Origin of the sequence: Sedimentibacter hydroxybenzoicus DSM 7310, from assembly GCF_013403245.1 — a bacterium.
Lineage (GTDB): Bacteria > Bacillota > Clostridia > Tissierellales > Sedimentibacteraceae > Sedimentibacter > Sedimentibacter hydroxybenzoicus.
The window spans coordinates 19,856-43,057 of record NZ_JACBNQ010000027.1; the positions used below are offsets into that span (position 1 = coordinate 19,856).

The window sequence follows — 23,202 nt, forward strand, 5'->3', positions numbered from 1 at the left end:
CTTTTAACGGAGAAAACTAATGAATTTTAATGTTTTACTTAAAACAACAGGCACTGTATTATTTTGGGAGTCAATTTTAATGCTTCCTTCATTAATCATTGCAATTTATGATAACAGTTATGATATAAACGGATTTCTCATTTCAATCATAGTTTCAGGCGCAATCGGTTTAATTTTAAAGAATATAAAAAGTGATGTTAATGATATGAGAAAAAGAGAAGGATATGCAACCGTTGCAATTTGCTGGTTAGTCATGTCGATAATGGGCGCACTGCCTTTTTATATTAGTGGTTCAATCCCATCCTATATTGACGCTTTATTTGAAACAATATCCGGATTTACAACGACAGGTGCAAGTATATTGCAAAATATAGAAAGCATGCCGAGAGCTTTATTGTTCTGGAGAAGCTTCACTCATTGGATTGGCGGTATGGGTGTATTAGTTTTTACTTTAGCGCTTATTCCCTCAATAGGAGGACGTACTGTATTCCTAATGCGTGCTGAAAGCTCCGGTCCTGCTCCCGGAAAATTAGTTCCCAAGCTTTCAGAATCCTCAAAAATACTATATATAATTTATGCCGTTATGACTGCAATTATAGTAATTCTTTTGATTATAGCCGGAATGCCCGTATTTGATTCATTTATACACGCATTCGGTACGGCGGGAACGGGCGGCTTTTCCAACAAAGCTTTAAGTATAGGCTATTATAACAATCCATATGTAGATTGGATAATAACCATAGGAATGTTTTTGTTCGGTATAAATTTCACGCTTTTTTTCTCAATTTTAAGAAGGGATTGGAAGAACATACTTAAAAATGAAGAATTTCGTCTTTATTGTTTTTATTCTTTTTTAGGAATTATGCTTATATTTCTAAACGTATTACCGAAATTCCAATTTAATTATGCTGAAGCAATACGGCATTCTGCATTTACAGTTTCATCCTTAGTGTCCACGACCGGATACGCAACCACAGATTTTAATCTTTGGCCAATGTTTTCTAAATCAATTTTAATGACACTGATGCTTTTCGGTTCATGTGCCGGTTCAACAGCAGGAGGAATGAAGTCAATAAGAGTTTTGATATTGTTTAAATCAATACTTTATGAAATTAAGCGTACCATTCATCCAAGCTCTGTGCAAACAATAAAAATAAATAACAAATCCATAAACGATGATACGCTAAAAAGTATTTTAATTTTCTTTACATCCTATGTAATGATTATTATAATTGCCATAATTTTAGTGTCACTTGATAATTTTGACTTCATGACTACTTTTTCATCAGTATTGGCAATGGTCAGTAATATAGGTCCCGGTTTTTCATTGGTAGGACCTATGGGTAATTTTGCAAATTTTTCAAACTTCAGCAAAATCGTTTTGTCAGCCTGCATGATATTAGGAAGATTGGAACTAATACCTATTCTGATTTTATTATCGCCCGCAAACTGGAAAAAACACTGATATCAACAGCCTAAAATTTTGTAAATTTCATTCATATCAACAGCTTTCCTGACACAATCAGCCAATATATTATATTGGCTTTCCTTATATTTTTGTATATCAAAATTTTTTAATTCTTCTATTTCAATGCCTTTGTTTTTGGCCAAAATATTTACCAACGTACTTGCCACTGAAAAACTGTCAAAAATACCGTGGACATAGCTTCCGGCAACATTATTGTCAACACACCCGTCATTTTTACCGTCAATGGCAGTGAGCGCTTCGCCTTCATTTATAACCGATTGACCCATATGAATTTCATAACCCTTTATTTCAATCCCGGACAGTTCACTGTAAAATCCTTTTATATTATTGAACTTACCCGTAGTTTGAACTGTTGTTTTTTCGGTTGAAAAATCCGTTACTGTATTTAAGAGTCCTAAGCCGTTAACGGAGCCGCCGCCCTCAACATTTTCGGGATCGTTTATTTCTGTACCAAGCATTTGATAACCGCCGCAAATACCAAAAACCGGATTACCCGACCCGGCATACCTTATAATCTTTGTTTCTAAGCCGCTCTGCTTAAGCCACTTTAAATCTTCGATAGTATTTTTAGTACCGGGTATAATTATCATATCCGGATTACCTAAATCTTTTACTCTTGATACGTACCTTACAGACACACCTTCAATCATAGAAAAAATATTGAAATCCGTAAAATTAGATATGCGTGGCAGCTTAACTACGGCTATATCTATTAAATTATAATTATTGCTGCTCGTCAATCTTTCAGACAAGCTGTCTTCATCATCTATATCCACATTTAAGTAAGGAACAACTCCCAATACTTTTACGTCAGTTATATCTTCAAGCATTTTCAGTCCGGGAGTCAGCAAGTCTACATCCCCCCTGAATTTATTTATAATGAAGCCCTTTACTCTTTTCTTTTCTTCATTATTAAACAAAAGCATGGTTCCTGCCAATGAAGCAAATACTCCTCCTCTGTCTATATCTCCTACAATCACAACAGGTGCATCTGCCATTTCCGCCATGCCCATATTGACAATATCCTGTTCTCTTAAATTTATTTCCGCAGGGCTTCCCGCTCCTTCTATAACTATGACGTCGTACTCTTCTGACAACGAATTATAAGATTTCATAATGTGCGGGATCATATCCGCTTTGTAGCTGTAATATTCACCTGCGGTCATATCCTTAAAAACCTTACCGTTTAACACAACCTGCGAGCCCTTTTCACCGGTTGGTTTAAGCAGTATGGGATTCATCCTTATGTCAGGCTCTATGCCTGATGCTTCTGCCTGCATAACCTGAGCCCTTCCCATTTCAAGCCCGTCTTTTGTTATATAAGAATTTAAAGCCATATTTTGTGATTTAAATGGTGCAACCTTGTATCCGTCTTGTTTAAATATTCTGCAAAAAGCTGCAGTTATTAAACTTTTGCCCGCATTAGAGGTTGTTCCTTGTACCATTATTACTTTCGCCATGATTGCCTCCATCATTTTTTTATTACTGTTATTACATCCACAAATCCATTTTCATGTTTACCTGTTACAGAACTTGTCCGGTGATCGGATAAAACGGTTATTGCTGTGTTTTCTTCCACATTTTCATATATCACACTTAAAAATTCTCTGTCTATTCTTTCTATGAATTTTACTTTGCCAAGTACATCCTTCCTATGAGATATTTCATCTGTTCCATTTATGTGAACTATTACAGTATCATGATTTTTAATTTCATTGAGAGCTGCTTCTGCTTTTTCATTCAAATCAGTGTCCACATCAGCCGTTGCATGCCTTAGTTCAGGCACTCTGATGTCCATAAGCTTAGCAATACCCTTAACAATTTCAGCTCCGCATATACATGAGCATGTCCTTTTATGAAGTTCATAAAAGGACGGTAACTCTGTCTTTTCAGAAGCTCCCCATGGGTAAAATATATATTCATCGCCATCGATAAAAAATCTGTTGTTGTTTACGAAATCCCTTAAAGCATCAATTTTAATTATTTCCTCTAAAAGAACATTAATATTTTCGCCCATGTATTCATGAGGCGGATAGTTATTGACGAATAATATTTCATCGCTTTTTTTAACAACAATAATATTTCTATATCCGCTTATGTGGTGAAATCTGATTTTCTTACTTACTCTCACTCTTCCCACTGCATCTTTTATTTCATTATGATTTAAATCTCCACCGTTAAAGGATTCTAATTTATCATTGTTAATTTTAACTAAGTTGCACCTTAAAGCAATTTCGTCATCATCTATGTCAATATTAGCAGCCAAAGCTTCTAAATAAGCTCTGTTTTGGGGAATAAGCTCTTCCTTAACTCCAAGTATGGAAAGTATGCAGCTTAAGCTGTCGGGTTTCCTGTCAGAAACACAAAATGATTTTTTCTCATATTTTCCCTGACCTATAAACTCATCAATAGTCGGAGTGGATGCATATTGAAGTGGTGTCATAAATCCCAGGTCTTTCACATTTTCTTCACTTAAGCCGTCTAAAATAACTAATATTTGCTTCATCCGCCTACCATAATTTCTTTTAAAATTTCAATAAATAATTCGTTCTCTTTTTCCCTTTTAACTGCAATCCTGTAATATTTATCGGATAAATTCTTGTAATTAGCGCAGCTTCTTATTAAAATTCCTTTTTTGAGGAATTCTTCTTTTAAATCAATATTATCGCTGATTTTAAACAATATATAATTTGCATATGAGTCATAAATGTTTATGTTAAGCTTTTTAATTTCTTCAACCAAATACTTTCTTTGATTTTTGATATATTCAGTTGATTGTGATACGTAGTCCTTTTCCTTAACGGCAGCTAAAGCCGCCTCCTGCGCAGGGGCGGAAACATTCCATGGCGGACCTGCCTTTTTTAAATTATCTATGATTTTTTCATTGGAAGACATACAGTATCCGAGACGTATGCCAGGTATCGCAAATATTTTTGTAAATGCCTTTAAAATTATAAGGTTGTCATATTTCTTTAGCAAATGACTTACACTGAATTTTTCTTTATCCTCAACAAAGTCCATGAAGCATTCATCTATAACTACAACCTTATCAGACAATTTGCACTGTGCTATTATTTTTTCAAGCAAATTATTGTCGGTAATTTGCCCTGTAGGATTGTTTGGATTGCATATAAAAACTATATCAACCGCATTTATTTCATAAAATATACCGCTGGTTATTTTGAAATTTTCATTTTCATTTAAATTGTAGTATTTTATGCTGCAGTCAACAGTTTCTAATGCGGATTCATATTCGCTGAACGTCGGGGCAGTTAACAAAGCGTAATCAGGCTTCAGACAAAGAGCAATTCTAAATATCCCCTCGGCTGCACCATTAGACGGAAATATATAGCTTGCCGGTACATTTTCATACAGAGATATGCCTTCAATCAGACCTCTGTAATGAATATCCGGATATCTGTCTGAATATTTAACCGAACCCATTATTGCTTTTTCAACTCTTGCCGGTATGCCAAGGGGGTTGATGTTTGAGGAGAAATCTATTATATTGTTTTCATCGATACCCGATATTTGTGCCGCTGTAAAAATATCGGCTCCGTGCTTTTCCATACTTGTACCTCCTTACAAATAACTATGGATATCCATCGCTGCAACGGATGACATAGACTGTCATACCGATGCCTGCTGCCTGAGATATCTCATAAAGACAGAATAATACTACCTAAAATCAGGCACATTGCTGATGTTACATACATCAAATTATTTGCCCTTCTTATATCTTCTGTTTCTATCTCTCTGATGTTGTCACCAATAGTAGGTTTATGTACCGGAACTCCGCCATAGAAGCTGTCACCGCCAAGCATAATATTCAAGCTTCCTGCACAAACCGCTTCCGTGTGTGCCGAATTGGGACTGTTATGATTATATCTGTCTCGTTTATAAATTTTGCACGCCGACTTATAATCCATTTTCAGAATCATAGAAGCAAGTATCATTAAATACGCGGATATCCTTGCCGGAATATAGTTTGCAACATCATCAGCTATAGCAGAAAATCTACCCATATTAATATACTTTTCATTTTTATAACCCACCATTGAGTCAAGTGTATTTATTGCTTTATACATAAAGCCAAGGGGCGCTCCACCGAGTATAACAAACAGCATGGGTGCAATTACGCCGTCTGAAGTATTTTCCGCAACTGTTTCAACCGCAGCTCTTGATATGGATGAAGCATCCAGATTTTCAGTATCTCTGCCAACTATGTATGACAAATACCTTCTTGCCTCAATTATATTATTGTTCACTAACCCCGTATAAACCTTCATACTTTCAACTCTTAAGCTTTTTGCAGCCAATATAAAGTAAATCATTACACTTTCAACAATAATGCCAAGAATATAACTAAACTTATATACAAATAAAAGTATTATGAATGGTATCAAAAATGAAATTATAACTACTGTTAACCAAAGTACAACACCCGCTTTTCTCTCATCATCATTACTTTTACATTTATCTCTTAAATATTTTTCAACCCTGTAAATCAACTTACCGATTAATCTGATAGGATGGGGAAACCCTTGAGGATCACCAAAAATTAAATCCAGTAAATATCCAATAATTAATGTTAACATACAATTCCCCCTTTTGATTTAATTAAACGCAAAAAAATTATATCTTAATTAGCGGTTGCTTGTCAATTCAGTATATTTTTGTAATATTCAAAACCTGCTATCATAAGCTTTATTAAGAAAACAATTATGGGGGAAATATGGAAAAGATATTCAAAAGAACCAATCTAGTATTTTCAATCGCCTTAATAATAACTTTACTGATGTCATTATTTTCTGATTTATATAAAACATCCGAAACCATAGATGCTACGGGAGCGGAACAGGTTGACCGTATAAAGATTCTGATTGACCCGGGGCATGGCGGTGTGGATCAAGGAACAAGCGGAGATACAGGAGCAACAGAAGCTCCTTTAAATTTAGCAATTTCAGAAAAACTTATGAGCTTTTTAGAAGCATCCGGATTTGAAGTAGATATGACCAGATTCGAGGATGAGGGGTTGTATTCCTTAAAGTCAAAAACAATCAGGGAAAAGAAAAATGAAGATCTGCAAAATCGTGTTGAAATGATAAATAATTCTAATGCTGACCTGGTGGTTTCAATTCATATAAATTCATTCCCCCAAAAACAATATTATGGTGCTCATGTATTTTATCAAAACAACAGTCAGTTAGGTAAAATGGCATCGGATATTTTGCAGGATTCTTTAAAAAGCATATTGGACCCCGGAAACAATAGGGTTCCTCAGGTTAAAAAAGATATAAAAATTATGGATGATACGAACATTCCGGTTGTTTTAGTGGAATGCGGATTTTTATCAAACAATGAAGAAGAGAAAAAATTAATCTCAGACGAATATCAGGAAAAAATTGCATGGTCAATATTTACGGGACTTATTAAGTATTTTAATGAATTATAGCTCTTGAATTACAGGTATTAATCTTATTTAAGTTAATATTATATTATATGTAAGCGACCAGCATCAAATCAAAGATTTGGTGCTGGTTTCTTATTGCAAATATTGAAAAATATATTAATAATTCAATTATTTGATAATTTTTGTTGAATAAATAATTATATTGTATTATAATCAAATTATATGTAGTTTAACGTTTGGAGGACTTATATGAATTTTGAAGAAGTTGAATATTTCTTAGCCAATATCAAATCTGTTCTATCATGTAAAATAATTACTGATTCAAATAATAATATTACAGAAATACACGTCCTGTCTGACAGCAGCAGACATTCGAAGCAAATTGTGAGGGATATAAGGACAGCCCTGCTTTCTCATTTTAACCTCGATATTGATTATAAAATTATAAGTGTTGCACAAGTTAACAAAAATATATCAATTAATTCTGATTTTCGCCTTTTGTACGTAGGACATACAAACGAAACATACGGTGAAAAAATTAAAATTATTGCTAAATTTACGTGGGACGAAAAAGAATTCGTGGGAGAAGCAGAGGGTCTGAGATCTGAAAAAAACACCCTCATGGTTGCCGCTTTAGCAACTTTAAATGCAATCAAAAAGGCCATTGAACTTGAATGCTTTATTGTGGATGACATTCAAACTGCCAGAATATCAGGACAAGATGTATTGCTTTCTTCAATTACTTATTATGATAGGGGCAGAGAAATCCTGCTTATAGGCTCTTCAATAATACATAACAACAAAATCGACTCCACTATTAAAGCTACTCTTAATGCTATAAACAGAAAAATCTGTTTATTTATAAAAGAATGATGGGGCTGACTAAGAAAAGCATAAAACAAAATAAAAATTAGCGTAGCGAAACCTTCCTGTTCTAATAGCGACCGAGCAGAGACAATCTGTAGGAGGGTTCTCATGAAAAAGTTAATGGCTATAATATCATCATTAGTAGCATTAGTTTTAGCTGCAGGTGCAAGCTTTACCTGGGTATAAAAAGTACTATTTGTCAGCCCTTCATTATAAAGAGGTTATATATGGTTAAAGAAAAAGAAACTATAAAAAAAGAAAACAAACCTGCTATAGGGATGAAATTATATTTATATATTATATTACTTACATTAATTGCAATATCATTAATGTATTTCCTTTTTAATGAATATGCAATAGACAATTATAATTTGATTATAGTTTTTTCAGTGCTTTCTGCGATAGCAGAGACTTATCTAATACTATTACCTAAGATAGGCGGGATTTCAGTAAGCTTTGCATTATATTATTCCGCAATAATATTAACAAATCCTTTCTGCGCTGCAATTATTGCAGCGTTTGGTGTAGCATTTAGATTTCCATATGTTGATGGAAAAGGAAGAGTTCATATATTTAACAATCCAATTTATAAGACAATATTTAACATTACACAACTTATTATAAGTTCTGGAGCAGCTGGATTAGCATATGAATACTTAAATCGCAATATTAATATTGGTTTTGAATTTTTTAACCCCGTTGCAGGAGCTGCGGCACTAACAGTTTATATACTTTTAAATACATTTTTTATGTCACAACTAATGTCAATTTTGTTGAAAGAAAAATTGCTTTCTATCTGGAAAGGTAATTTTTTCTCGATGATGGTAAATGTACTATTGGTTGGATTATTAGGTATAGTTCTTGCATTTGCATACCACACTTACGGTTTCGGAGGATTATTGTTATTCTTTATTCCGCTATTGCTTGCGCGATATACTTTTAAACTGTATCTGGATATGAGGAAAAACTATTTTGAAACAATGAATGTATTGGTAAGAGCTATAGAAGCAAACGACCCCTATACGAGCGGTCATTCCTTGCGTGTCAGTATTTATTCGGAGGCAATTGCAAAGCAATTGGGATTGCCCCAGAACAAGATAGATATGATAAAAAGCGCAGCACTTCTGCATGACATAGGAAAAATAGGAGTGGATAAAAATATACTGAATAAAAACGGCAAATTAGAAAAGGAAGAATTTGATTCTATAAAAGCTCATCCCGAAATAGGAGCTACTATTATATCCGATATGAGCTATTTGTCCAATCTTTCAGATATAATCAAGCATCACCACGAAAGAAACGACGGTAAGGGATATCCGGACGGATTGAATCACAACAGTATACCGTTGGAAACATCCATACTTATAATTGCAGATTCCTTTGACGCAATGACTACGGACAGGCCTTACAGGCATGCTTTAAGCTTAGAGGATGCACTTAATGAGGTAAAAGTAAATGCAGGTACTCAATTTAATCCTGATATAGTTGACGATGCAATTATTGCCTTAAGAAAGGCATTCAATAATTTATCAGAATAGGTGCGGCATGATTCCCGAAATTATATTATTCTCTTTTTTATCAATTGTTTTGATAATAATACGAAATAATAAATTTAAAGTTAATAACTTGAAAATGGAAATTAAAGGCTATACAGTATTGTTAATCATGGCAGTAATTGAAATTACTGCTCAATTTTTATTTAAGCGATATACCGATAGTAATTTACTCAGAATATTGTCAATGCATTGGACAATCTACTTTGGATTATTCATTGTTTCAATTATTAACTTCGAAAAGCCGTTCATGAAGCTTATGTTTTTCGGAACATTGCTGAATTTTACAGCTATTATATTTAATGACTTTAAAATGCCGGTGTACGTTTCTGAGATATTGACTGACGTTGAAGCAAAAAAAATGTATCTTCAGTCAGGACAGGATTTAATTCATTCCCTGCTCACAGAAGACACCAAGTTTAAAATATTCTCGGACATTATTACATTGCCTCCTCCCTACCCTTTTCCAAAAACAATCAGCATCGGTGATATATTCTTATTACTGGGTGTATTTGTTTTTTGGCAAAATGCATACTCTTCTGTAAAGCAGAAATAATCCCGTAAATCTTTACATAAAAAACCGACACACCATAAGTGCTGCAAAAATTGACCCTACATGAGCTATTAAGCCAACCTTAATTGTATGCCTTATATTCTTTATACCAACTGCTCCGAAGTATACGGCGGTGGTGTAAAAAATGGTTTCTGATGAACCCATCAACACAGATGCACTTCTTCCTATATAGGAGTCCGGTCCGTAATTATCGAGTATTGATTGAAAAACTCCCAAAGATCCTCCTCCCGACAATGGTTTAACTATTGATAAGGATAACAGTTCCGGCGGGAATCCTAACAGATTGGTTATTGGTGTTAATATTCTTACTATAAAATCTTCGGCTCCGGAATGGATAAACATATTTATAGCAAAAATTACAGCCAATATATAGGGAAATATTTTAAGTGCTGCTTTTGCTCCTTCCATGGCCCCGTCAATAAATGCAGCATATATATCGACCTTTTTAATAATTCCGTAAAACAAAATTCCACCTATAACAACCGGCAATATCAAATCAGATAATCTCATTTCACTTCTTTCCTTTCAAAATATTTTGCAAAAATAATCGCTATAGCAGTAGAAAATGTAGTAGCAATTATGGTTGGAACCAAAATATCTCCGGGCGAGCTTGCTCCTGCATCTGCTCTTAACTTTATTACATTCAAAGGAATGAGCTGAATTGAAGATACATTAATTATTAAAAACATACACATGGCATTATTGGCTGTTGATTTATCCTTGTTTACAAGCTGCATTTCATGCATAGCCTTTAAACCAAATGCAGTTGCGGAATTGCCTATGCCAAGAATATTAGCTGCAATAGTCATAATAATTGCATTTACTGCCTTTGTATTGTTAGCTACTTCTTTAAACAAAAATCTAATTGCCGGCTTTATAACTGCGGCCAGCTTATTCAATATTCCTGATTTTTCAACTATTGACATTAATCCGGTCCAAAAAGCCATGACGGGTATTAATTTGATTATCAATTCCACTGATTGCTGCAAATCGAAAAAAAGGACATTTGCAGCAGTTTCCGGTTTTCCGTTAGCAAACGAAAATATAAAGCCCAGTCCTATAAGAAAAATCCAAACGCTTTTCAATAAATTCCCCCCTAAATACAACAAAGACATATTATTAAATAATATGTCTTTAATATCATAAATATATCTTTTAATTACTTTGTCAGATTTAACTCATTATCTATTTTTTCAACCTGAATTTCCAATACTCTTTTTGCTTCGGCCTTGGTTACGGTAATATCCAAATCCTTGTATACTATCCTTCCTCCTGCCTCCGGTATTTCTTCGAACAGCATTGTTATCCAACCATTAACGGTTGTAACGTCAAGCTCCTCATCAGGTTCAATGCCAAACAGCTCAAACATGTCGTCAATATCTGCATTACATGAAATAAGGAATTTATCTTCTCCTATTTTTTTGAACCATTCGAATACTTCGTCGTGCTCATCCCAAATTTCTCCTACTAATTCTTCTATTATATCTTCCATGGTTACGAGCCCTTCGGTTCCGCCATATTCGTCTATTACAACGGCCATATGCGCCTTAGACAACTGAAGCTCTTTTAACAGCTCTGAAATTTTCTTATTAGGTGTAACGTATAGTATCTTGGAAACAAGCTTTCTAATATCTTTTTCTTTCCTGTTTAGTGCCTGATAGAAATCCTTTTCGTGCAGCACTCCGACTATGTTGTCCATATCACCTTGAAACACCGGTAATCTCGAATATCCGCTTATCAGGAATTTCTCTCTTATTTCTTCCAAGCTTTCATCTTCATCTATACCTACGATATCAATTCTCGGTGTATAGATATCTTCAACGACTGTTTCACTGAATTCGATTGCCGATCTTATTAAATCACTTTCATTTTTATTGATGACACCTTCATTTTCAACTTCATCAATCATTGTTATAAGCTCATCTTCAGTCATGAAAGGTTGAATTTCTGTTTTTAAAATTTTATAAAAAACTGACTTTAAAGAAGTAAGTGTAAAATTAACAGGTGTACACAAAAACACTAAAAGCTTTAAAATAGGTGCCAAAAAAACAGCATGCTTTTCCGGTGAAAATTTAGCCAATCCTTTAGCCGGAATTTCCACAATAAATAGAATCGTTAGAACAGCTACTAAAGTTGCTGAAAAAACACTTAAATAATTTGACAGAATATATATTTCCAATGATACAGCAGTAATTTTTAATATAGTTCCTGTAATCAGAATTGTTGACATTAAATTCTCGTAATTATCATCTAGTTCCAAAACTAAATTTTTATTACCATTACCGGATATATTCTTCAATCTTGATTTGTTAAAATTAACAAATGCAGCCTCTGAAGCTGAAAGTATCGCAGAAAATAAAATCAATAAAATTAATATTATGACTTGACTTATGACGTCATCGTCCATCTTTGTAATTCACTCCCAATTAATTATAGTATACAAACAGTATAATATATACGTGAAAAATAGTCAATTTATTTTCTATTTTTAGCATTTTTGAACAATTCACAATTTACTTATACCGCAACTAATCAATTTATAAGGAACATGTATTATGTTTATCACAAATAAAATATCTATTTATGCTATATTTTAACATACGCTTATAGTTGCAGCTGGTAAAATAGAAAAATACAATAGTTCATTCCGTTGACATATGTCATAAATGCATATAAAATTATATTAAATTATTTGATTTTAACATGTAGGTAGACATCTTTAATACTTTTCCAGCAAATAAGTATTAAGTAGGGATATTTATCTTTGACTGTTAAAATTTTTACAAATAAAAATATAAATTATTAGGAGATTGAAATGAACGCGAATTTTAAAGAAAAAACTTTTTCAAGAAGAGATTTATTGAAGACCGCCGGCAAAACTACAGCCGGATTAGCTGTAGTAGGCCTTGTACCTTCTATACTTACAGCATGCGCAGATGATAAACCTTCTGAAATTCCTTCTAAACAAGTTCTAAGCTACGAGTATAAGGAGTTAAGCACTGATGCCGCTTCACACCCTTTTGTTTATCAAAAGCTTGATATTCCCACTGTTCAAGAAAGAGCATATGCAAGCTATTTCAACAAGGGAGGCTGCTGTGTCGGAGTAGCGGATGCATTAATAGGTGAACTTGCAGACAATGCAGGCTATCCTTTTAATCAGATTCCTGTTGATACATTCGTTAATGGAGCAACCGGATACGGAATCGGCTCCCTTTGTGGTTCTCTTGGAGGTGCTGTCTTTACTATAGGTCTTCTATGCCCTAAAGATGATGCAAAAAAATTAACAGCGGATTTATTTGCATGGTACAATAAGGCAGAGCTTCCTATATATCAACCTGAAATTAAAAACGAAACAACAGTTTCCGGTTCTGTAAACTGTGTCGATTCAGTCGGTAAATTTATGGAAAAAACAGGATATGCGATGGGCGACCCTGAAAGAAAAGCCCGATGTGCAGGTGTAACTGCTGATGTCGCAGCCAAAACAGTTGAACTGTTGAATGAATACTTTGGAGTTTAGTAATGGGGAGAATAGGACCCGGAGAACTTATACTTCTGTTACTTATTGCACTTGTTATATTTGGACCTTCAAAATTGCCTGAGATAGGAAAATCCATGGGTTCTGCGATAAACGAATTCAAATCTCAAATGAATAAAGCTACTAAAGATGATAAAGATGAATTAAAAGAAAAAAATATTTAGTAAAAGAACCTTGTAAAGCAAAAAATACACTTTACAAGGTTCTTTTATTGCATTTACAGTATAAGCAATTGCCACAAAATTGAAAAATTTAACTCATCTGCTTCCAATATCCATTCAAATCTTTATTGGTATATTAAGGAAATTTGAAAAAGCATAAAAATATGTAATAAAGAAATAATAATTGTACCTTTTTAGAAAAACGGATGCTTATACAATCGATTTATTACTTGAAAATTAAGCGATTGTTAAGAAATTATTAATTGTTTTATCGTATGAAAATGCTATACTTACTATTCGTAGAGTACAAAATTTGGAGGTATTAATTTGTTATCGTTTATTAGTATATTTAACTTAATCATATTTATATTATTTACTGGATTTTATTTTTATCAATTTTATTATATTATAGTAGGTTTATTCAGAAAAAGTAAGGTATTAACTGCTAAGGTAAATCATAGATACGCAGTTGTTATTGCTGCAAGAAACGAAAGTGCTGTAATCAGTCAGCTGATCAGCAGTATAAAAAAGCAAAAATATCCGTCAGAATTAATAGATATTTATGTTGTAGCAGACAATTGCACAGACAATACAGCACAAGTAGCAAAAGAATCCGGAGCTTATGTTTTTGAAAGATTTAACCGACAATATGTAGGAAAGGGTTACGCTTTAGATTACGCGTTTAAAGCTTTAATAAACAGCAATGAAAAATATGAAGGATATTTTATATTTGATGCTGATAATTTATTGGACGAAAACTATATATCTGAAATGAACAAGGTATTTGATAATGGATACAAAATAGTTACGAGCTACAGAAATTCAAAAAATTATGATACGAATTGGCTGTCGGCCGGTTATTCGTTATGGTTTTTAAGAGAAGCCAAATATTTAAACAATTCAAGAATGATATTGAATACCGGATGTGCAATTTCAGGTACAGGATTTATGGTAAGTGATGAAATTATCAGAAAAAACAATGGTTGGAAGCATCATTTATTGACAGAAGACATAGAATTTTCGGTTGACAATGCAATACATGGCGAAAAAATCGGTTATTGCGGTTCGGCAGTATTGTATGACGAACAACCTTACTTATTTGAGCAATCATGGCATCAGAGATTGCGTTGGGCAAAAGGATTTTATCAGGTATTTGCAAAATACGGCAAGGATTTGTTCAAATGCGCATTCATTAAGAGAAGCTTCTATTGCTATGATATGTTGGTTACAATTTCTCCGGCATTATTTTTGTCGCTGCTGAGTGTAGGTATAAATACGGCATTTTTAACAATAGGTATAATTAATATCGGAACATCTCCTGAAATTATCAGAGAAACATCATCTTCGATTTTAATGTCCTTTGTTAATTCCTATTCAGTACTATTTGCAATAGGGTTAGTAACAACAATTTCAGAATGGAAACAAATTAATTCAACTTCATGGAATAAAATTAAATATATGTTTACATTCCCAATATTTATTTTCACCTACATTCCTATTTCAATCGTTGCATTGTTCAGGAAAATCGAGTGGAAGCCGATTACCCACAGCATCGCCAAGTCAATAGAAGAAGTAAGACAATAAAAAAAAGGATTTAAGGAAAGTCAAAGGTTCCTTAACTCCTTTTTACTAACATTTAGGGGACGGACGCATTTCGGGGACGGACCTTTTTGTGACTGCAGCCATAAAAAGGTCCGTCCCCAGAACGCTTTCCCCAGAACGCTTTGAGCCAAAAAGAACCGTCCCCTTTGGGTAGTCCCCTCAATTTGGTTCAAATAAGGAATCAACAGTAGTTTGCAGTGCTTTAGCCAAAGAAAATGCAAGAGTTAAGGTTGGATCATATTTGTTGTTTTCTATTGCGTTTATTGTTTGTCTTGTAACATTGCACATAACAGCAAGCTCGTCTTGTTTTATTTTTTTTGCTGTCCGGAGTTCTTTAATATGGTTTATCATAGTGAGCCACCATATTTCCTTGTATTAATTATTAAAATAATTCCAAGTATGATATAGCTGAGAAGTACCGGCTCAATATATATTCCTTCTTTGAAACTATTCCACCACACCTGGTAAGTATCCTGAAGAATCCATTTAATGATCAGAGATAAAGTTTGCAGAACAGTAATTGCAATAAAGGAATCTGCCATAGATTTCTTTACAATCCATTTTGAACGTTCATCTTTCCTTTTTAAGAATGCAAAAAAAATTGCTCGCAAACTAACAATAAACATAAAAACAGATACTAATAAAACAAAAATGCCGATATAACGCATAACAAAGCCTCCAATGTCAAAATGTTTTTACATTTTCAGTATAGGGACTTTTGTATTTAATGTCAAGAGTTTTTTACATTAATATTTACCTCGTATTTTATTAGAAATTAAGTGTAACACTTGTCTTACTTTTGCAATATACTAATACAGGACTTGGAATGACTCGCCAAAGGGACGTTTTGTTTGGCATACTTTATAAAAAATTATATGAACTTTATTTAATGTCGAACAAAACGTCCCCTTGCCTCATTTGTTTTTGTATATATTATTTAAATCTTTGTTTTTGTATATGTTTCTTAAATCTTTGTCAAAATATCTTAAAAAAGGTAGTAACGATATTTGTAATAATAAAAATACCCAAATATCCAAATTAAGAATGTTAACAATAAATTGATTCAGAGATAAAAATATACTTAACAAACTTGTGTATATATACATAATAAATATTTTGTTCTCAAATTCTTTATACATTGGAATATATCTTATAAACCAAATTAAATGCGGTAATATAAACCCAAATAATAAAGATATGTTACGAGTATCCATAATTATTAATTGTATTAAGCATTAACATTAAAACCAAAAACATAGATATAACTTTTTTTAATCTCATAAATACACTCCTTTATATTTTTTACTTTTAACGTTTAGGGGAACGTTTAGGGGACGGACCTTTTCGTGCTGCAGCCACAAAAAGGTCCGTCCCCAGAACGCTTTGAGACAAAAAGAACCGTCCCCTCTGGGTTTGTCCCCTCTGGGTTTCCTCCATGGGTTTCCTCCATAAATTATCATAACTTCCTCCGTTATATTAAAAAAGTGTCTTTTGGTATATTTACAAGCTAAGGAACCAAAAGCTTTTTAATTCCTTTTTGCTATTCAATGAAACTAATGAGTAAGTTCTTAGCTTTATCAAGTATATCATGCGGAATGCGTTCTACAAACTCATAATTCCGTGCCTTTACATCTAAAATACGAGCTTGATCACAGAGTATCACTCCTGTTGTTTTTGTTCTGTCATCCAGTAATATATGAAAAATGTGCTTTTTGTCAGTACGTGTTATTGGGCATACCATGTACATACTTGAAAATCTGTTAAATGTGTTATTACTAACAACCAATGCCGGTCTCCGACCCTTTTGTTCGTGACCGCTTTGAGGGTCGAAATCAACAAAAATTATATCACCTTGATTTACCATACTTCTTCACCTACCGGCTTACCCCAATCTATTTCAGTTGGTTTTTCATCACTTTGACTTGCTTCCTTAAGTATAGTTTCAATATCTTTTTCATAATACTCTTCAATATATCTGTCCAATGATTTTCGTTCAATTTTTGGCTGAAATGGTATTGCCTGCTCTCGCAGTGCTTGCTTAACAAAAGTATTTATTGCTGTTGTAAAATTAAATCCTAATGCATTAAATAAAGCATCCGCTTTTTCCTTAACCTCTTTATCCATACGAATATTTACATTTATTTGCTGTGCCATTATATACACCTTCTTTCTTTTATTATATAAATTATATATAATATTATGTGCATTGTCAATAAATTTATGCATTTGAATATTTCTATTTATGTTTTAATCTTATAAAAAACATATCCTTCTCAGGTGTAACACTTGTCTTACTTCCGCAATATAATAATATAAGACTCATAGTACCTTTGAATATAGATATGTCTTCAGAACGCAGGGAGCAACTGCATAATTTGTATTAATTTATACAGTTTTCAAAAAATCCAAACTGGAATTTTTTTAGGGGTTTTCTCTCTGACTGGTATACTTTTTCGCATCATAAATTTATGTATATATTGAAATTTGCACACTTGTAATAAAATGGAATCTCGAAAAATATTTATACACGATTCACATATATATGCATTGCACGATTTGGTAGCAGAAGCAAAAATCACCGTTTGCACATCCTTGACACCCTTCCTACTACCAAGACCCATAACGGACTTTCACCGTCAAGCTGTCTCCCATGCTGGGTACACAAAAAAATACCAATACTTTTGCACTGGTATTTTTAATATATATATTATGAATATTGGTCATACGATCTAAGAATAGCAAACGGTACCTCTTCTGACACCGTCCCCTAAATGCTTTTACTTGTATTCCTTTTCCACGTAGGAGCTCGTTGATGCTCTTAGAAGTGATGAATACTCTACTTTAAATTTCACAATGTCCCCCACCTTGTAATTGCTTTCTGTTTTATCAGCATTTACAATCAGGTGATCGGAGCTTGCACCTAAAATTGATATACTTGGGTCTATAGGATGCAGGTGGTCAGGATCTACGTCCTGTCTTCCTACTGCTATTATGGCCCTTTTAATTACACCTAAATCTTCATAAACCGGTCTGTTGCCGAAAGCATCTACTCCTGTTTCTCCAACAGGCAAGGATTGTTTTTCTTTTAATTCTATTATTTCTGCTTCCAAAGTAAATGCATCATCATAGAAGCCTTCAAGCATCTGACTGTATGCGGTTTCATCTCCCAGTAAAAATGCTTCGCCAACCCTGAGGTTGTTAATTCCTTCCGATAGTTCGTTTTTACCTATTAAATAAACAGAGCTCGAATTTCCGCCCGAAATCATTTGTAGCTTAATATTGAACTTCGTTTCAATTTTATGCGCAATATCAACAAGTATTGAGAGATTTTCTTTTTTAGGTATTACCGCTCCGTAACAGGTCAGGTTGACACCTAATCCGAACAGTTCAATATTTTCAAGCTTAAGTATTTCTTCAACCGAATGATAAATTTCATCTTCGTTTTCAAAGAAAATACCTTCTCTTAAATCACCCAGATCTATCATAAGAAGTATTTTATGCTTCTTATTTAATCTGCCTGCAGCATCATTTAATTTTTTGATAGTTTCTATTTCGGAATTCAGGGATATGTCAGCATAACGCACCACATCATCGGCTTCTGAAATCATAGGCAGGCGCAAAAGAACTCTTTCCTTTGTTGTGCCTTCATATTTTTTCAGATTTTGTATCCTTGAATCTGCAAGATAATCAATGTCTGACTCTTCAAGCAGCTTGTATATTTCCATGTCGGCACAGTAGCCTTTTGTAACTATCATCAAGGAGCATCCCGAGCCTTTTACCATTTCAATTGTTTTATTAAGGTTGTTTTTTACTTTATTTAAATCAATCACTAATTTAGGATACATTTTATTCTCCTATTCTTAAGCTTTTTTTCATTAATAATAAAGCGTCATCGTGATAGCTTTTCGATAAAACCCCTAATGATGACAATATATAATCTTCATCTATCAAGACTACGGCAGTTTCGGAGGGATATAATTCCTTTTCCTTACCATGGGTTTTGATTTTTTCCAAGATTTTCTTTTTGTTGGGCAGTCTTGTTAATGCCCCGCCTGTACCGATGATGTATTTAACAGCTGTTAAATCCTTACCTTCAGCCACAGTTTTTTTTCCTGAAGCAGTATAGAAATATCTCAGGTGACCTGCATGCCTTTCTAAGGATGTTAAAACCGCTTCTGTCGTAATTCGTTCTACAAACTCTTTTTCTCTTTCTGAAGCCGGAATTGGTCTATAGTCTGCTAAAATTTCGTCTGCGTCGGGAAATTCCTTTCTCAGATTATCAATTCCTATTTTTTCAACAACATGATTTACATTGACATAGACACCAAGATCTCCTTCAACAGTTCTTTTAGCTTCCGGCTCGGGACTTAATAAAATTAAATTTACTTCCTCAGAGCCCTGAGTTACGGAATGAACATCAGTGGTTGCGCCTCCCACATCAAATATAATCAAATCTCCTAAATCTTCCTTCAATACCTTGGCTGCCTCCATTACCGCACCCGGTGTGGGAATTATGGGACCTTTAACAAGCTCTCTCACCTTAGACATACCTGCAGCATGAATTATATGCTCCTCGAAAGCATCCTGAATAATCTTACGTGTGGGCTCTACAACCAATGTATCTATTTTCGGATATACATTTTCTACTATATAAACCTGATTGTCGGCTTCCTCACACATCAGCCTTACTTCTTCCTGGTTTTCAATATTGCCTGCATAAATTATAGGGATATTTAAACCCATTGAAAGTATCATTTCCAAATTATGAAGTGCGGTATCCCTTTCGCCGTAATCTACACCGCCTGCAACAAGTATTATATTAGGCATAATTTCCTGAATCTTTTTTAAATCCGTTCTTCTCATCTTGCCTGAGGTTATCATTTTTATGATTCCTCCGGCTCCTAAAGCAGCTTCCTTAGCTGCTCTTACAGTCATATCGTAAACAAGACCATGAACGGTCATTTTCAAACCGCCTGCAGCACTACTTGTAGCCAACATATCATCCCATGTTAATTCATCTGTACGCAAGTTATTCTTCAGGTCATCTATGGCTCCCTTGAGTCCAACAGTAACATCTCCTTGAAGCACAGACGTAGGAGCTTGCCCCTGTCCTACAAACGCAGGACAGGATGTGCCAATACCGTTAAAGGCATTTACTACTGTAGTGGTGCTGCCTATTTCAGCTACCAATACATTAATTTTCATTATTTATTTAATTCCCTTCTTCTTTTTACTAAGAAGCTCGCCGCATCTATACCGTGGCTTCCTCTTCCGAAACCTGCATCAAGACCTGCCTCCAATGCTATTTCATTAGATACCTGAGTACCTCCGCAAATTATCATAATTTTATCTCTGATACCTTTTTCCACACATAAATCATGAATTTTCTTCATGTTTTTAACATGAACATCATCATGAGTTATAATTGTGCTGACCAAAATTGCATCTGCATTAGTTTCAATAGCCGCATCAACTAATTTTTCAACAGGGCATGAGGTTCCAAGATATTCGTATTTAATTCCAAAACCTTCAATACCACCATGTTTGATGTCCAAGGTTTCTTTTAAACCAACTGAATGCTCGTCTTCTCCAACAGTTGCCGCAACAACAAACATAGGTTTATTTTGGATATCTTCTCTTATTTCTGCTTCAGACAATACTTCGATTTTTTCAGGGATTACTAATTCATTAACATCAATATCAAAATTAACTCTTCCCTTGATTTCGCAGTAAGTACCTTCTGACGGATGCATGCATTGCTTATGAACCACAGTTACATCCTCTAAACCCATTTTTTCACCGCATTTGATAGCAGCAAATTCCGCAGTTCTTTCATCTAACGGTAAGAAGATTGACAACAGCACCGTTCCGTCTGCTCTCCATTCTACTTCCGGCTTAACAAGATTAGTGTCATAGTATTTTTTAGTTTCTTCCAACCTTACATTGACATTGTCGTTTTCATCCAATTCATCTATATATTGAATCTTCGAACGATCCTCAAATGTATCTCCGCCTATTGCATCACTTGCTTTTTTAAATTCCGCAGGAATGTTGTTGTATCCATAGTGAACTGAAACAGGAGCAAAGTAATCTTCATCTCTTTCGTATATGAAGCCGTATCCGATACCGCCTTCGATTTCTCTTGCAATACCGTCTCCGTTTCTTTCCGGATATTTACCGCTGTCTACAAAGAAGCCTTGTTCAACGGCTTTGAAGAAACCGCCTACTTCAAGCATTTCTTCCATAAACAGTATTGCTCTTTCCTTAAGCTCCCTGACTTCCTTTCCTAAAGAACCTTCTCTGTCAAGCTTAACCATTTCTCTTAGACCGTCCATACCTGTAAGAGATTGTTTAGCAGTCATAACACCTGCTATGTTGTTGTAATGCCAAGGCACATTTCTTCCTTCATCAGGAGTGATTGTTGACTGAATATCAGCACTGGTAAGTCGCGAAATCATCATATTAAGCGTATGAGTAACAGCTGCTTCACGGGTATCTGATTCCATATACTTAGTATTTTGTTGTGCTCTCATTTTATACTCTCTGAACAAATCACGAAGAGCAACCGCATAAGGTAAGTCTAATCTCATACACGGTGCCGGCGGAGCTGTAGGCGGAACTGTTGAAAGTGCTATATTTTCAGGCTTAATACCTACTTTTCTTGAGAATATGGAGTTAATAGCATGCTGAACCATTAATTCAGGCATAACCTTCCATGCTTTCATTGCAGTAGCATTGGCATTGTGAGCTCCGTCTATCTGAAGCATTCCGGACCATGCCATTATTTTTTTTGCCTCACATGCATCAACAAAGCTCCTGACCATATTAACATTTCTGTACAATACATTGTATTGAGGGTCTTGGTGAGCTCCGTTAACGCCTTCTTCAGCAAACATAACGGCTATGTCAGGACCTGCAACTCCTGAAATATATGAGTGAAAATTAATCGGACGACCAACTTCATCTTCTATCATATCGCAAGCTTTTCTGGAAGCCCTTACTTGCTTCCTTGTAACCATTATACCTCCGATACCTTGGTTTGTACCTTCTAACAGAGAGTCAATGTGTGATTGACCTGCGGTTCTTATAACCATTATGTGGTCTGCGCCATGCCATGCTGCCATACGCATTCTTCTTATATCATCTTCAAATCTGCCTGAAGCAATTTCTGTTGTGATTACACAATCCGGCTGAGGGTCTATGTATCCGAATCCTCTGCTGCCGGGTAACGGAACAGAATTTGTTAACGACTTTGAAGCTTCGTGATATTCAAAATCACCAACTGTTCTGTCTTCGTTTCTTTCATCTCTCCAATGCCATCCACGTCTTCTTGGTTCATATTTATCTAAATCTTTTAATAACTCTTTTATATCTATCTTCTTGTTTGGATCAAGCTTCATCTTTCATACCCTCCTTAAAATAATGAGTCAACGTCTTCCCAATGTCTTCCGTTTGCAAGTTCAAGTCCTGCTTCGCGTACTGAGCAGCCTAATTTCTTAGACAATCTCCATACAACATTTCCTGCACCCTTGCCCATTAAACCTTTGTTCATCACACCTTCAATGATTGGTTTAACTTCTAAACTTGAGAATCCCATTCTTAAAAGAATACTTCTTTCAACTGACGGAGTTGTATTCTTTTTTCCTAATTCTAATAAAGGGTCAACCACTTGTTCTGCTAAGTTCCAAAATCTATCATATAATTCTTCGTCTGAAAGATTTGCCAAGTGAACTCTTCTTTGCTCAAAATCATCAGCTCTTTTCATTTTTATGCTCCTCCTGAAATATTAAATTTGCAAATAGGCGCTATAAGGTATGGGGACACACCTCTAATTCATGGATAGTCTCTGAGGTAGAGGAATGTCCCCCAATCTAACGCCTTTTGCAATATTATGTGTTTATTATAGGGATTTTAATACATTCTTTACATACTCAACATCTGTCTTGGTTTCTTCTGCCAAAAATTCTATATCGGCATCGTTTGGTGTTACATTGTATGTCGTTATTGC

At 34.5% G+C, this 23,202-nt stretch carries 23 protein-coding genes; 8 read left to right on the plus strand and 15 right to left on the minus strand.

The features are described from left to right. Window positions 1–19: 19 nt before the first annotated feature. A complete protein-coding gene (locus tag HZF24_RS16380; RefSeq protein WP_179239446.1) occupies window positions 20–1,465 on the plus strand; it encodes a TrkH family potassium uptake protein in 1,446 nt (481 codons plus the stop codon). A gap of 2 nt (window positions 1,466–1,467) precedes the next feature. On the opposite strand, the gene HZF24_RS16385 is transcribed toward HZF24_RS16380, so the two are convergent. The 4 genes from HZF24_RS16385 to cbiB form a co-directional block, all read right to left on the minus strand. Then, window positions 1,468–2,949: a cobyric acid synthase gene (locus HZF24_RS16385; protein WP_179239447.1), complete on the minus strand. Its 1,482-nt coding sequence runs from the start codon at window positions 2,947–2,949 to the stop codon at window positions 1,468–1,470. A gap of 11 nt (window positions 2,950–2,960) precedes the next feature. After that, window positions 2,961–3,995, minus strand: a complete 1,035-nt coding sequence (locus tag HZF24_RS16390) for an alkaline phosphatase family protein (protein WP_179239448.1) — start codon at window positions 3,993–3,995, stop codon at window positions 2,961–2,963. Beyond that, on the minus strand, window positions 3,992–5,059 hold the full coding sequence (gene cobD, locus HZF24_RS16395; protein ID WP_179239449.1) for a threonine-phosphate decarboxylase CobD: 1,068 nt from the start codon (window positions 5,057–5,059) through the stop codon (window positions 3,992–3,994). The genes HZF24_RS16390 and cobD overlap by 4 nt, the downstream gene beginning before the upstream one ends. Window positions 5,060–5,148: 89 nt before the next feature. Next, on the minus strand, window positions 5,149–6,087 hold the full coding sequence (gene cbiB, locus HZF24_RS16400; RefSeq protein WP_179239450.1) for an adenosylcobinamide-phosphate synthase CbiB: 939 nt from the start codon (window positions 6,085–6,087) through the stop codon (window positions 5,149–5,151). Window positions 6,088–6,224: 137 nt separating this feature from the next. On the opposite strand from cbiB, the gene HZF24_RS16405 reads away from it, so the two are divergent. From HZF24_RS16405 to HZF24_RS16420, 4 genes are all read left to right on the plus strand, one after another. Next, window positions 6,225–6,944, plus strand: coding sequence for an N-acetylmuramoyl-L-alanine amidase (locus tag HZF24_RS16405; protein WP_179239451.1), 720 nt, complete (start codon window positions 6,225–6,227; stop codon window positions 6,942–6,944). A gap of 207 nt (window positions 6,945–7,151) precedes the next feature. Further along, window positions 7,152–7,775 carry a hypothetical protein gene (locus tag HZF24_RS16410; protein ID WP_179239452.1) on the plus strand — a complete coding sequence of 208 codons (624 nt, stop codon included), beginning with the start codon at window positions 7,152–7,154 and terminating at the stop codon, window positions 7,773–7,775. A 221-nt stretch (window positions 7,776–7,996) separates the two neighbouring features. Continuing rightward, window positions 7,997–9,307, plus strand: coding sequence for an HD-GYP domain-containing protein (locus HZF24_RS16415; RefSeq protein WP_179239453.1), 1,311 nt, complete (start codon window positions 7,997–7,999; stop codon window positions 9,305–9,307). A gap of 94 nt (window positions 9,308–9,401) precedes the next feature. Further along, window positions 9,402–9,878 (plus strand): DUF5317 domain-containing protein, encoded by a 477-nt coding sequence (locus HZF24_RS16420; protein ID WP_179239454.1) that lies wholly within the window; start codon window positions 9,402–9,404, stop codon window positions 9,876–9,878. Between the two features lie 12 nt (window positions 9,879–9,890). Here the strand turns inward: HZF24_RS16420 and HZF24_RS16425 are convergent, their stop codons facing one another. From HZF24_RS16425 to HZF24_RS16435, 3 genes are all read right to left on the minus strand, one after another. Continuing rightward, on the minus strand, window positions 9,891–10,406 hold the full coding sequence (locus HZF24_RS16425) for a spore maturation protein (RefSeq protein WP_179239455.1): 516 nt from the start codon (window positions 10,404–10,406) through the stop codon (window positions 9,891–9,893). Next, complete coding sequence (locus HZF24_RS16430; RefSeq protein ID WP_179239456.1) at window positions 10,403–10,981, minus strand: nucleoside recognition domain-containing protein; 579 nt, start codon at window positions 10,979–10,981, stop codon at window positions 10,403–10,405. Before HZF24_RS16430 ends, HZF24_RS16425 begins: the two co-directional genes overlap by 4 nt. A gap of 74 nt (window positions 10,982–11,055) precedes the next feature. Next, complete coding sequence (locus tag HZF24_RS16435) at window positions 11,056–12,303, minus strand: hemolysin family protein (RefSeq protein ID WP_179239457.1); 1,248 nt, start codon at window positions 12,301–12,303, stop codon at window positions 11,056–11,058. Window positions 12,304–12,711: 408 nt separating this feature from the next. On the opposite strand from HZF24_RS16435, the gene HZF24_RS16440 reads away from it, so the two are divergent. From HZF24_RS16440 to HZF24_RS16450, 3 genes are all read left to right on the plus strand, one after another. After that, the gene (locus HZF24_RS16440; protein ID WP_179239458.1) at window positions 12,712–13,413 is read left to right on the plus strand and encodes a C-GCAxxG-C-C family protein; all 702 of its coding nucleotides are present in this window, start codon (window positions 12,712–12,714) and stop codon (window positions 13,411–13,413) included. Window positions 13,414–13,415: 2 nt separating this feature from the next. Further along, window positions 13,416–13,595 (plus strand): twin-arginine translocase TatA/TatE family subunit, encoded by a 180-nt coding sequence (gene tatA, locus HZF24_RS16445; RefSeq protein WP_179239459.1) that lies wholly within the window; start codon window positions 13,416–13,418, stop codon window positions 13,593–13,595. A gap of 324 nt (window positions 13,596–13,919) precedes the next feature. Next, window positions 13,920–15,176, plus strand: coding sequence for a glycosyltransferase family 2 protein (locus tag HZF24_RS16450; RefSeq protein ID WP_218835324.1), 1,257 nt, complete (start codon window positions 13,920–13,922; stop codon window positions 15,174–15,176). A 177-nt stretch (window positions 15,177–15,353) separates the two neighbouring features. Here the strand turns inward: HZF24_RS16450 and HZF24_RS16455 are convergent, their stop codons facing one another. The 8 genes from HZF24_RS16455 to HZF24_RS16490 all read right to left on the minus strand — a co-directional run bounded on the left by HZF24_RS16455 (window position 15,354) and on the right by HZF24_RS16490 (window position 22,959). Then, window positions 15,354–15,545, minus strand: coding sequence for a helix-turn-helix transcriptional regulator (locus HZF24_RS16455; protein WP_179239460.1), 192 nt, complete (start codon window positions 15,543–15,545; stop codon window positions 15,354–15,356). Beyond that, complete coding sequence (locus HZF24_RS16460) at window positions 15,542–15,862, minus strand: hypothetical protein (protein WP_179239461.1); 321 nt, start codon at window positions 15,860–15,862, stop codon at window positions 15,542–15,544. Before HZF24_RS16460 ends, HZF24_RS16455 begins: the two co-directional genes overlap by 4 nt. A gap of 872 nt (window positions 15,863–16,734) precedes the next feature. Continuing rightward, window positions 16,735–17,058: a type II toxin-antitoxin system PemK/MazF family toxin gene (locus tag HZF24_RS16465; protein ID WP_179239462.1), complete on the minus strand. Its 324-nt coding sequence runs from the start codon at window positions 17,056–17,058 to the stop codon at window positions 16,735–16,737. Then, a complete protein-coding gene (locus HZF24_RS16470) occupies window positions 17,052–17,348 on the minus strand; it encodes a type II toxin-antitoxin system RelB/DinJ family antitoxin (protein WP_179239463.1) in 297 nt (98 codons plus the stop codon). Before HZF24_RS16470 ends, HZF24_RS16465 begins: the two co-directional genes overlap by 7 nt. Before the next feature lie 623 nt (window positions 17,349–17,971). Further along, window positions 17,972–19,039: an ornithine racemase Orr gene (orr, locus tag HZF24_RS16475; RefSeq protein WP_179239464.1), complete on the minus strand. Its 1,068-nt coding sequence runs from the start codon at window positions 19,037–19,039 to the stop codon at window positions 17,972–17,974. A gap of 1 nt (window position 19,040) precedes the next feature. After that, window positions 19,041–20,399 carry a GlmL-related ornithine degradation protein gene (locus HZF24_RS16480; protein ID WP_179239465.1) on the minus strand — a complete coding sequence of 453 codons (1,359 nt, stop codon included), beginning with the start codon at window positions 20,397–20,399 and terminating at the stop codon, window positions 19,041–19,043. Then, window positions 20,399–22,594 (minus strand): D-ornithine 4,5-aminomutase subunit OraE, encoded by a 2,196-nt coding sequence (oraE, locus tag HZF24_RS16485; RefSeq protein ID WP_179239466.1) that lies wholly within the window; start codon window positions 22,592–22,594, stop codon window positions 20,399–20,401. The genes HZF24_RS16480 and oraE overlap by 1 nt, the downstream gene beginning before the upstream one ends. Before the next feature lie 14 nt (window positions 22,595–22,608). Next, window positions 22,609–22,959, minus strand: coding sequence for an ornithine aminomutase subunit alpha (locus HZF24_RS16490; protein ID WP_179239467.1), 351 nt, complete (start codon window positions 22,957–22,959; stop codon window positions 22,609–22,611). Window positions 22,960–23,202: the final 243 nt, after the last annotated feature.

Excerpts from the sequence above, each read along its gene's own strand:
- HZF24_RS16380 (WP_179239446.1), top strand. The coding sequence starts at position 20 with ATGAATTTTAATGTTTTACTTAAAACAACAGGCACTGTATTATTTTGG.
- HZF24_RS16385 (WP_179239447.1), bottom strand. The coding sequence starts at position 2,949 with ATGGCGAAAGTAATAATGGTACAAGGAACAACCTCTAATGCGGGCAAA.
- HZF24_RS16390 (WP_179239448.1), bottom strand. The coding sequence starts at position 3,995 with ATGAAGCAAATATTAGTTATTTTAGACGGCTTAAGTGAAGAAAATGTG.
- cobD (WP_179239449.1), bottom strand. The coding sequence starts at position 5,059 with ATGGAAAAGCACGGAGCCGATATTTTTACAGCGGCACAAATATCGGGT.
- cbiB (WP_179239450.1), bottom strand. The coding sequence starts at position 6,087 with ATGTTAACATTAATTATTGGATATTTACTGGATTTAATTTTTGGTGAT.
- HZF24_RS16405 (WP_179239451.1), top strand. The coding sequence starts at position 6,225 with ATGGAAAAGATATTCAAAAGAACCAATCTAGTATTTTCAATCGCCTTA.
- HZF24_RS16410 (WP_179239452.1), top strand. The coding sequence starts at position 7,152 with ATGAATTTTGAAGAAGTTGAATATTTCTTAGCCAATATCAAATCTGTT.
- HZF24_RS16415 (WP_179239453.1), top strand. The coding sequence starts at position 7,997 with ATGGTTAAAGAAAAAGAAACTATAAAAAAAGAAAACAAACCTGCTATA.
- HZF24_RS16420 (WP_179239454.1), top strand. The coding sequence starts at position 9,402 with ATGGAAATTAAAGGCTATACAGTATTGTTAATCATGGCAGTAATTGAA.
- HZF24_RS16425 (WP_179239455.1), bottom strand. The coding sequence starts at position 10,406 with ATGAGATTATCTGATTTGATATTGCCGGTTGTTATAGGTGGAATTTTG.
- HZF24_RS16435 (WP_179239457.1), bottom strand. The coding sequence starts at position 12,303 with ATGGACGATGACGTCATAAGTCAAGTCATAATATTAATTTTATTGATT.
- HZF24_RS16440 (WP_179239458.1), top strand. The coding sequence starts at position 12,712 with ATGAACGCGAATTTTAAAGAAAAAACTTTTTCAAGAAGAGATTTATTG.
- tatA (WP_179239459.1), top strand. The coding sequence starts at position 13,416 with ATGGGGAGAATAGGACCCGGAGAACTTATACTTCTGTTACTTATTGCA.
- HZF24_RS16455 (WP_179239460.1), bottom strand. The coding sequence starts at position 15,545 with ATGATAAACCATATTAAAGAACTCCGGACAGCAAAAAAAATAAAACAA.
- HZF24_RS16460 (WP_179239461.1), bottom strand. The coding sequence starts at position 15,862 with ATGCGTTATATCGGCATTTTTGTTTTATTAGTATCTGTTTTTATGTTT.
- HZF24_RS16465 (WP_179239462.1), bottom strand. The coding sequence starts at position 17,058 with ATGGTAAATCAAGGTGATATAATTTTTGTTGATTTCGACCCTCAAAGC.
- HZF24_RS16470 (WP_179239463.1), bottom strand. The coding sequence starts at position 17,348 with ATGGCACAGCAAATAAATGTAAATATTCGTATGGATAAAGAGGTTAAG.
- orr (WP_179239464.1), bottom strand. The coding sequence starts at position 19,039 with ATGTATCCTAAATTAGTGATTGATTTAAATAAAGTAAAAAACAACCTT.
- HZF24_RS16480 (WP_179239465.1), bottom strand. The coding sequence starts at position 20,399 with ATGAAAATTAATGTATTGGTAGCTGAAATAGGCAGCACCACTACAGTA.
- oraE (WP_179239466.1), bottom strand. The coding sequence starts at position 22,594 with ATGAAGCTTGATCCAAACAAGAAGATAGATATAAAAGAGTTATTAAAA.
- HZF24_RS16490 (WP_179239467.1), bottom strand. The coding sequence starts at position 22,959 with ATGAAAAGAGCTGATGATTTTGAGCAAAGAAGAGTTCACTTGGCAAAT.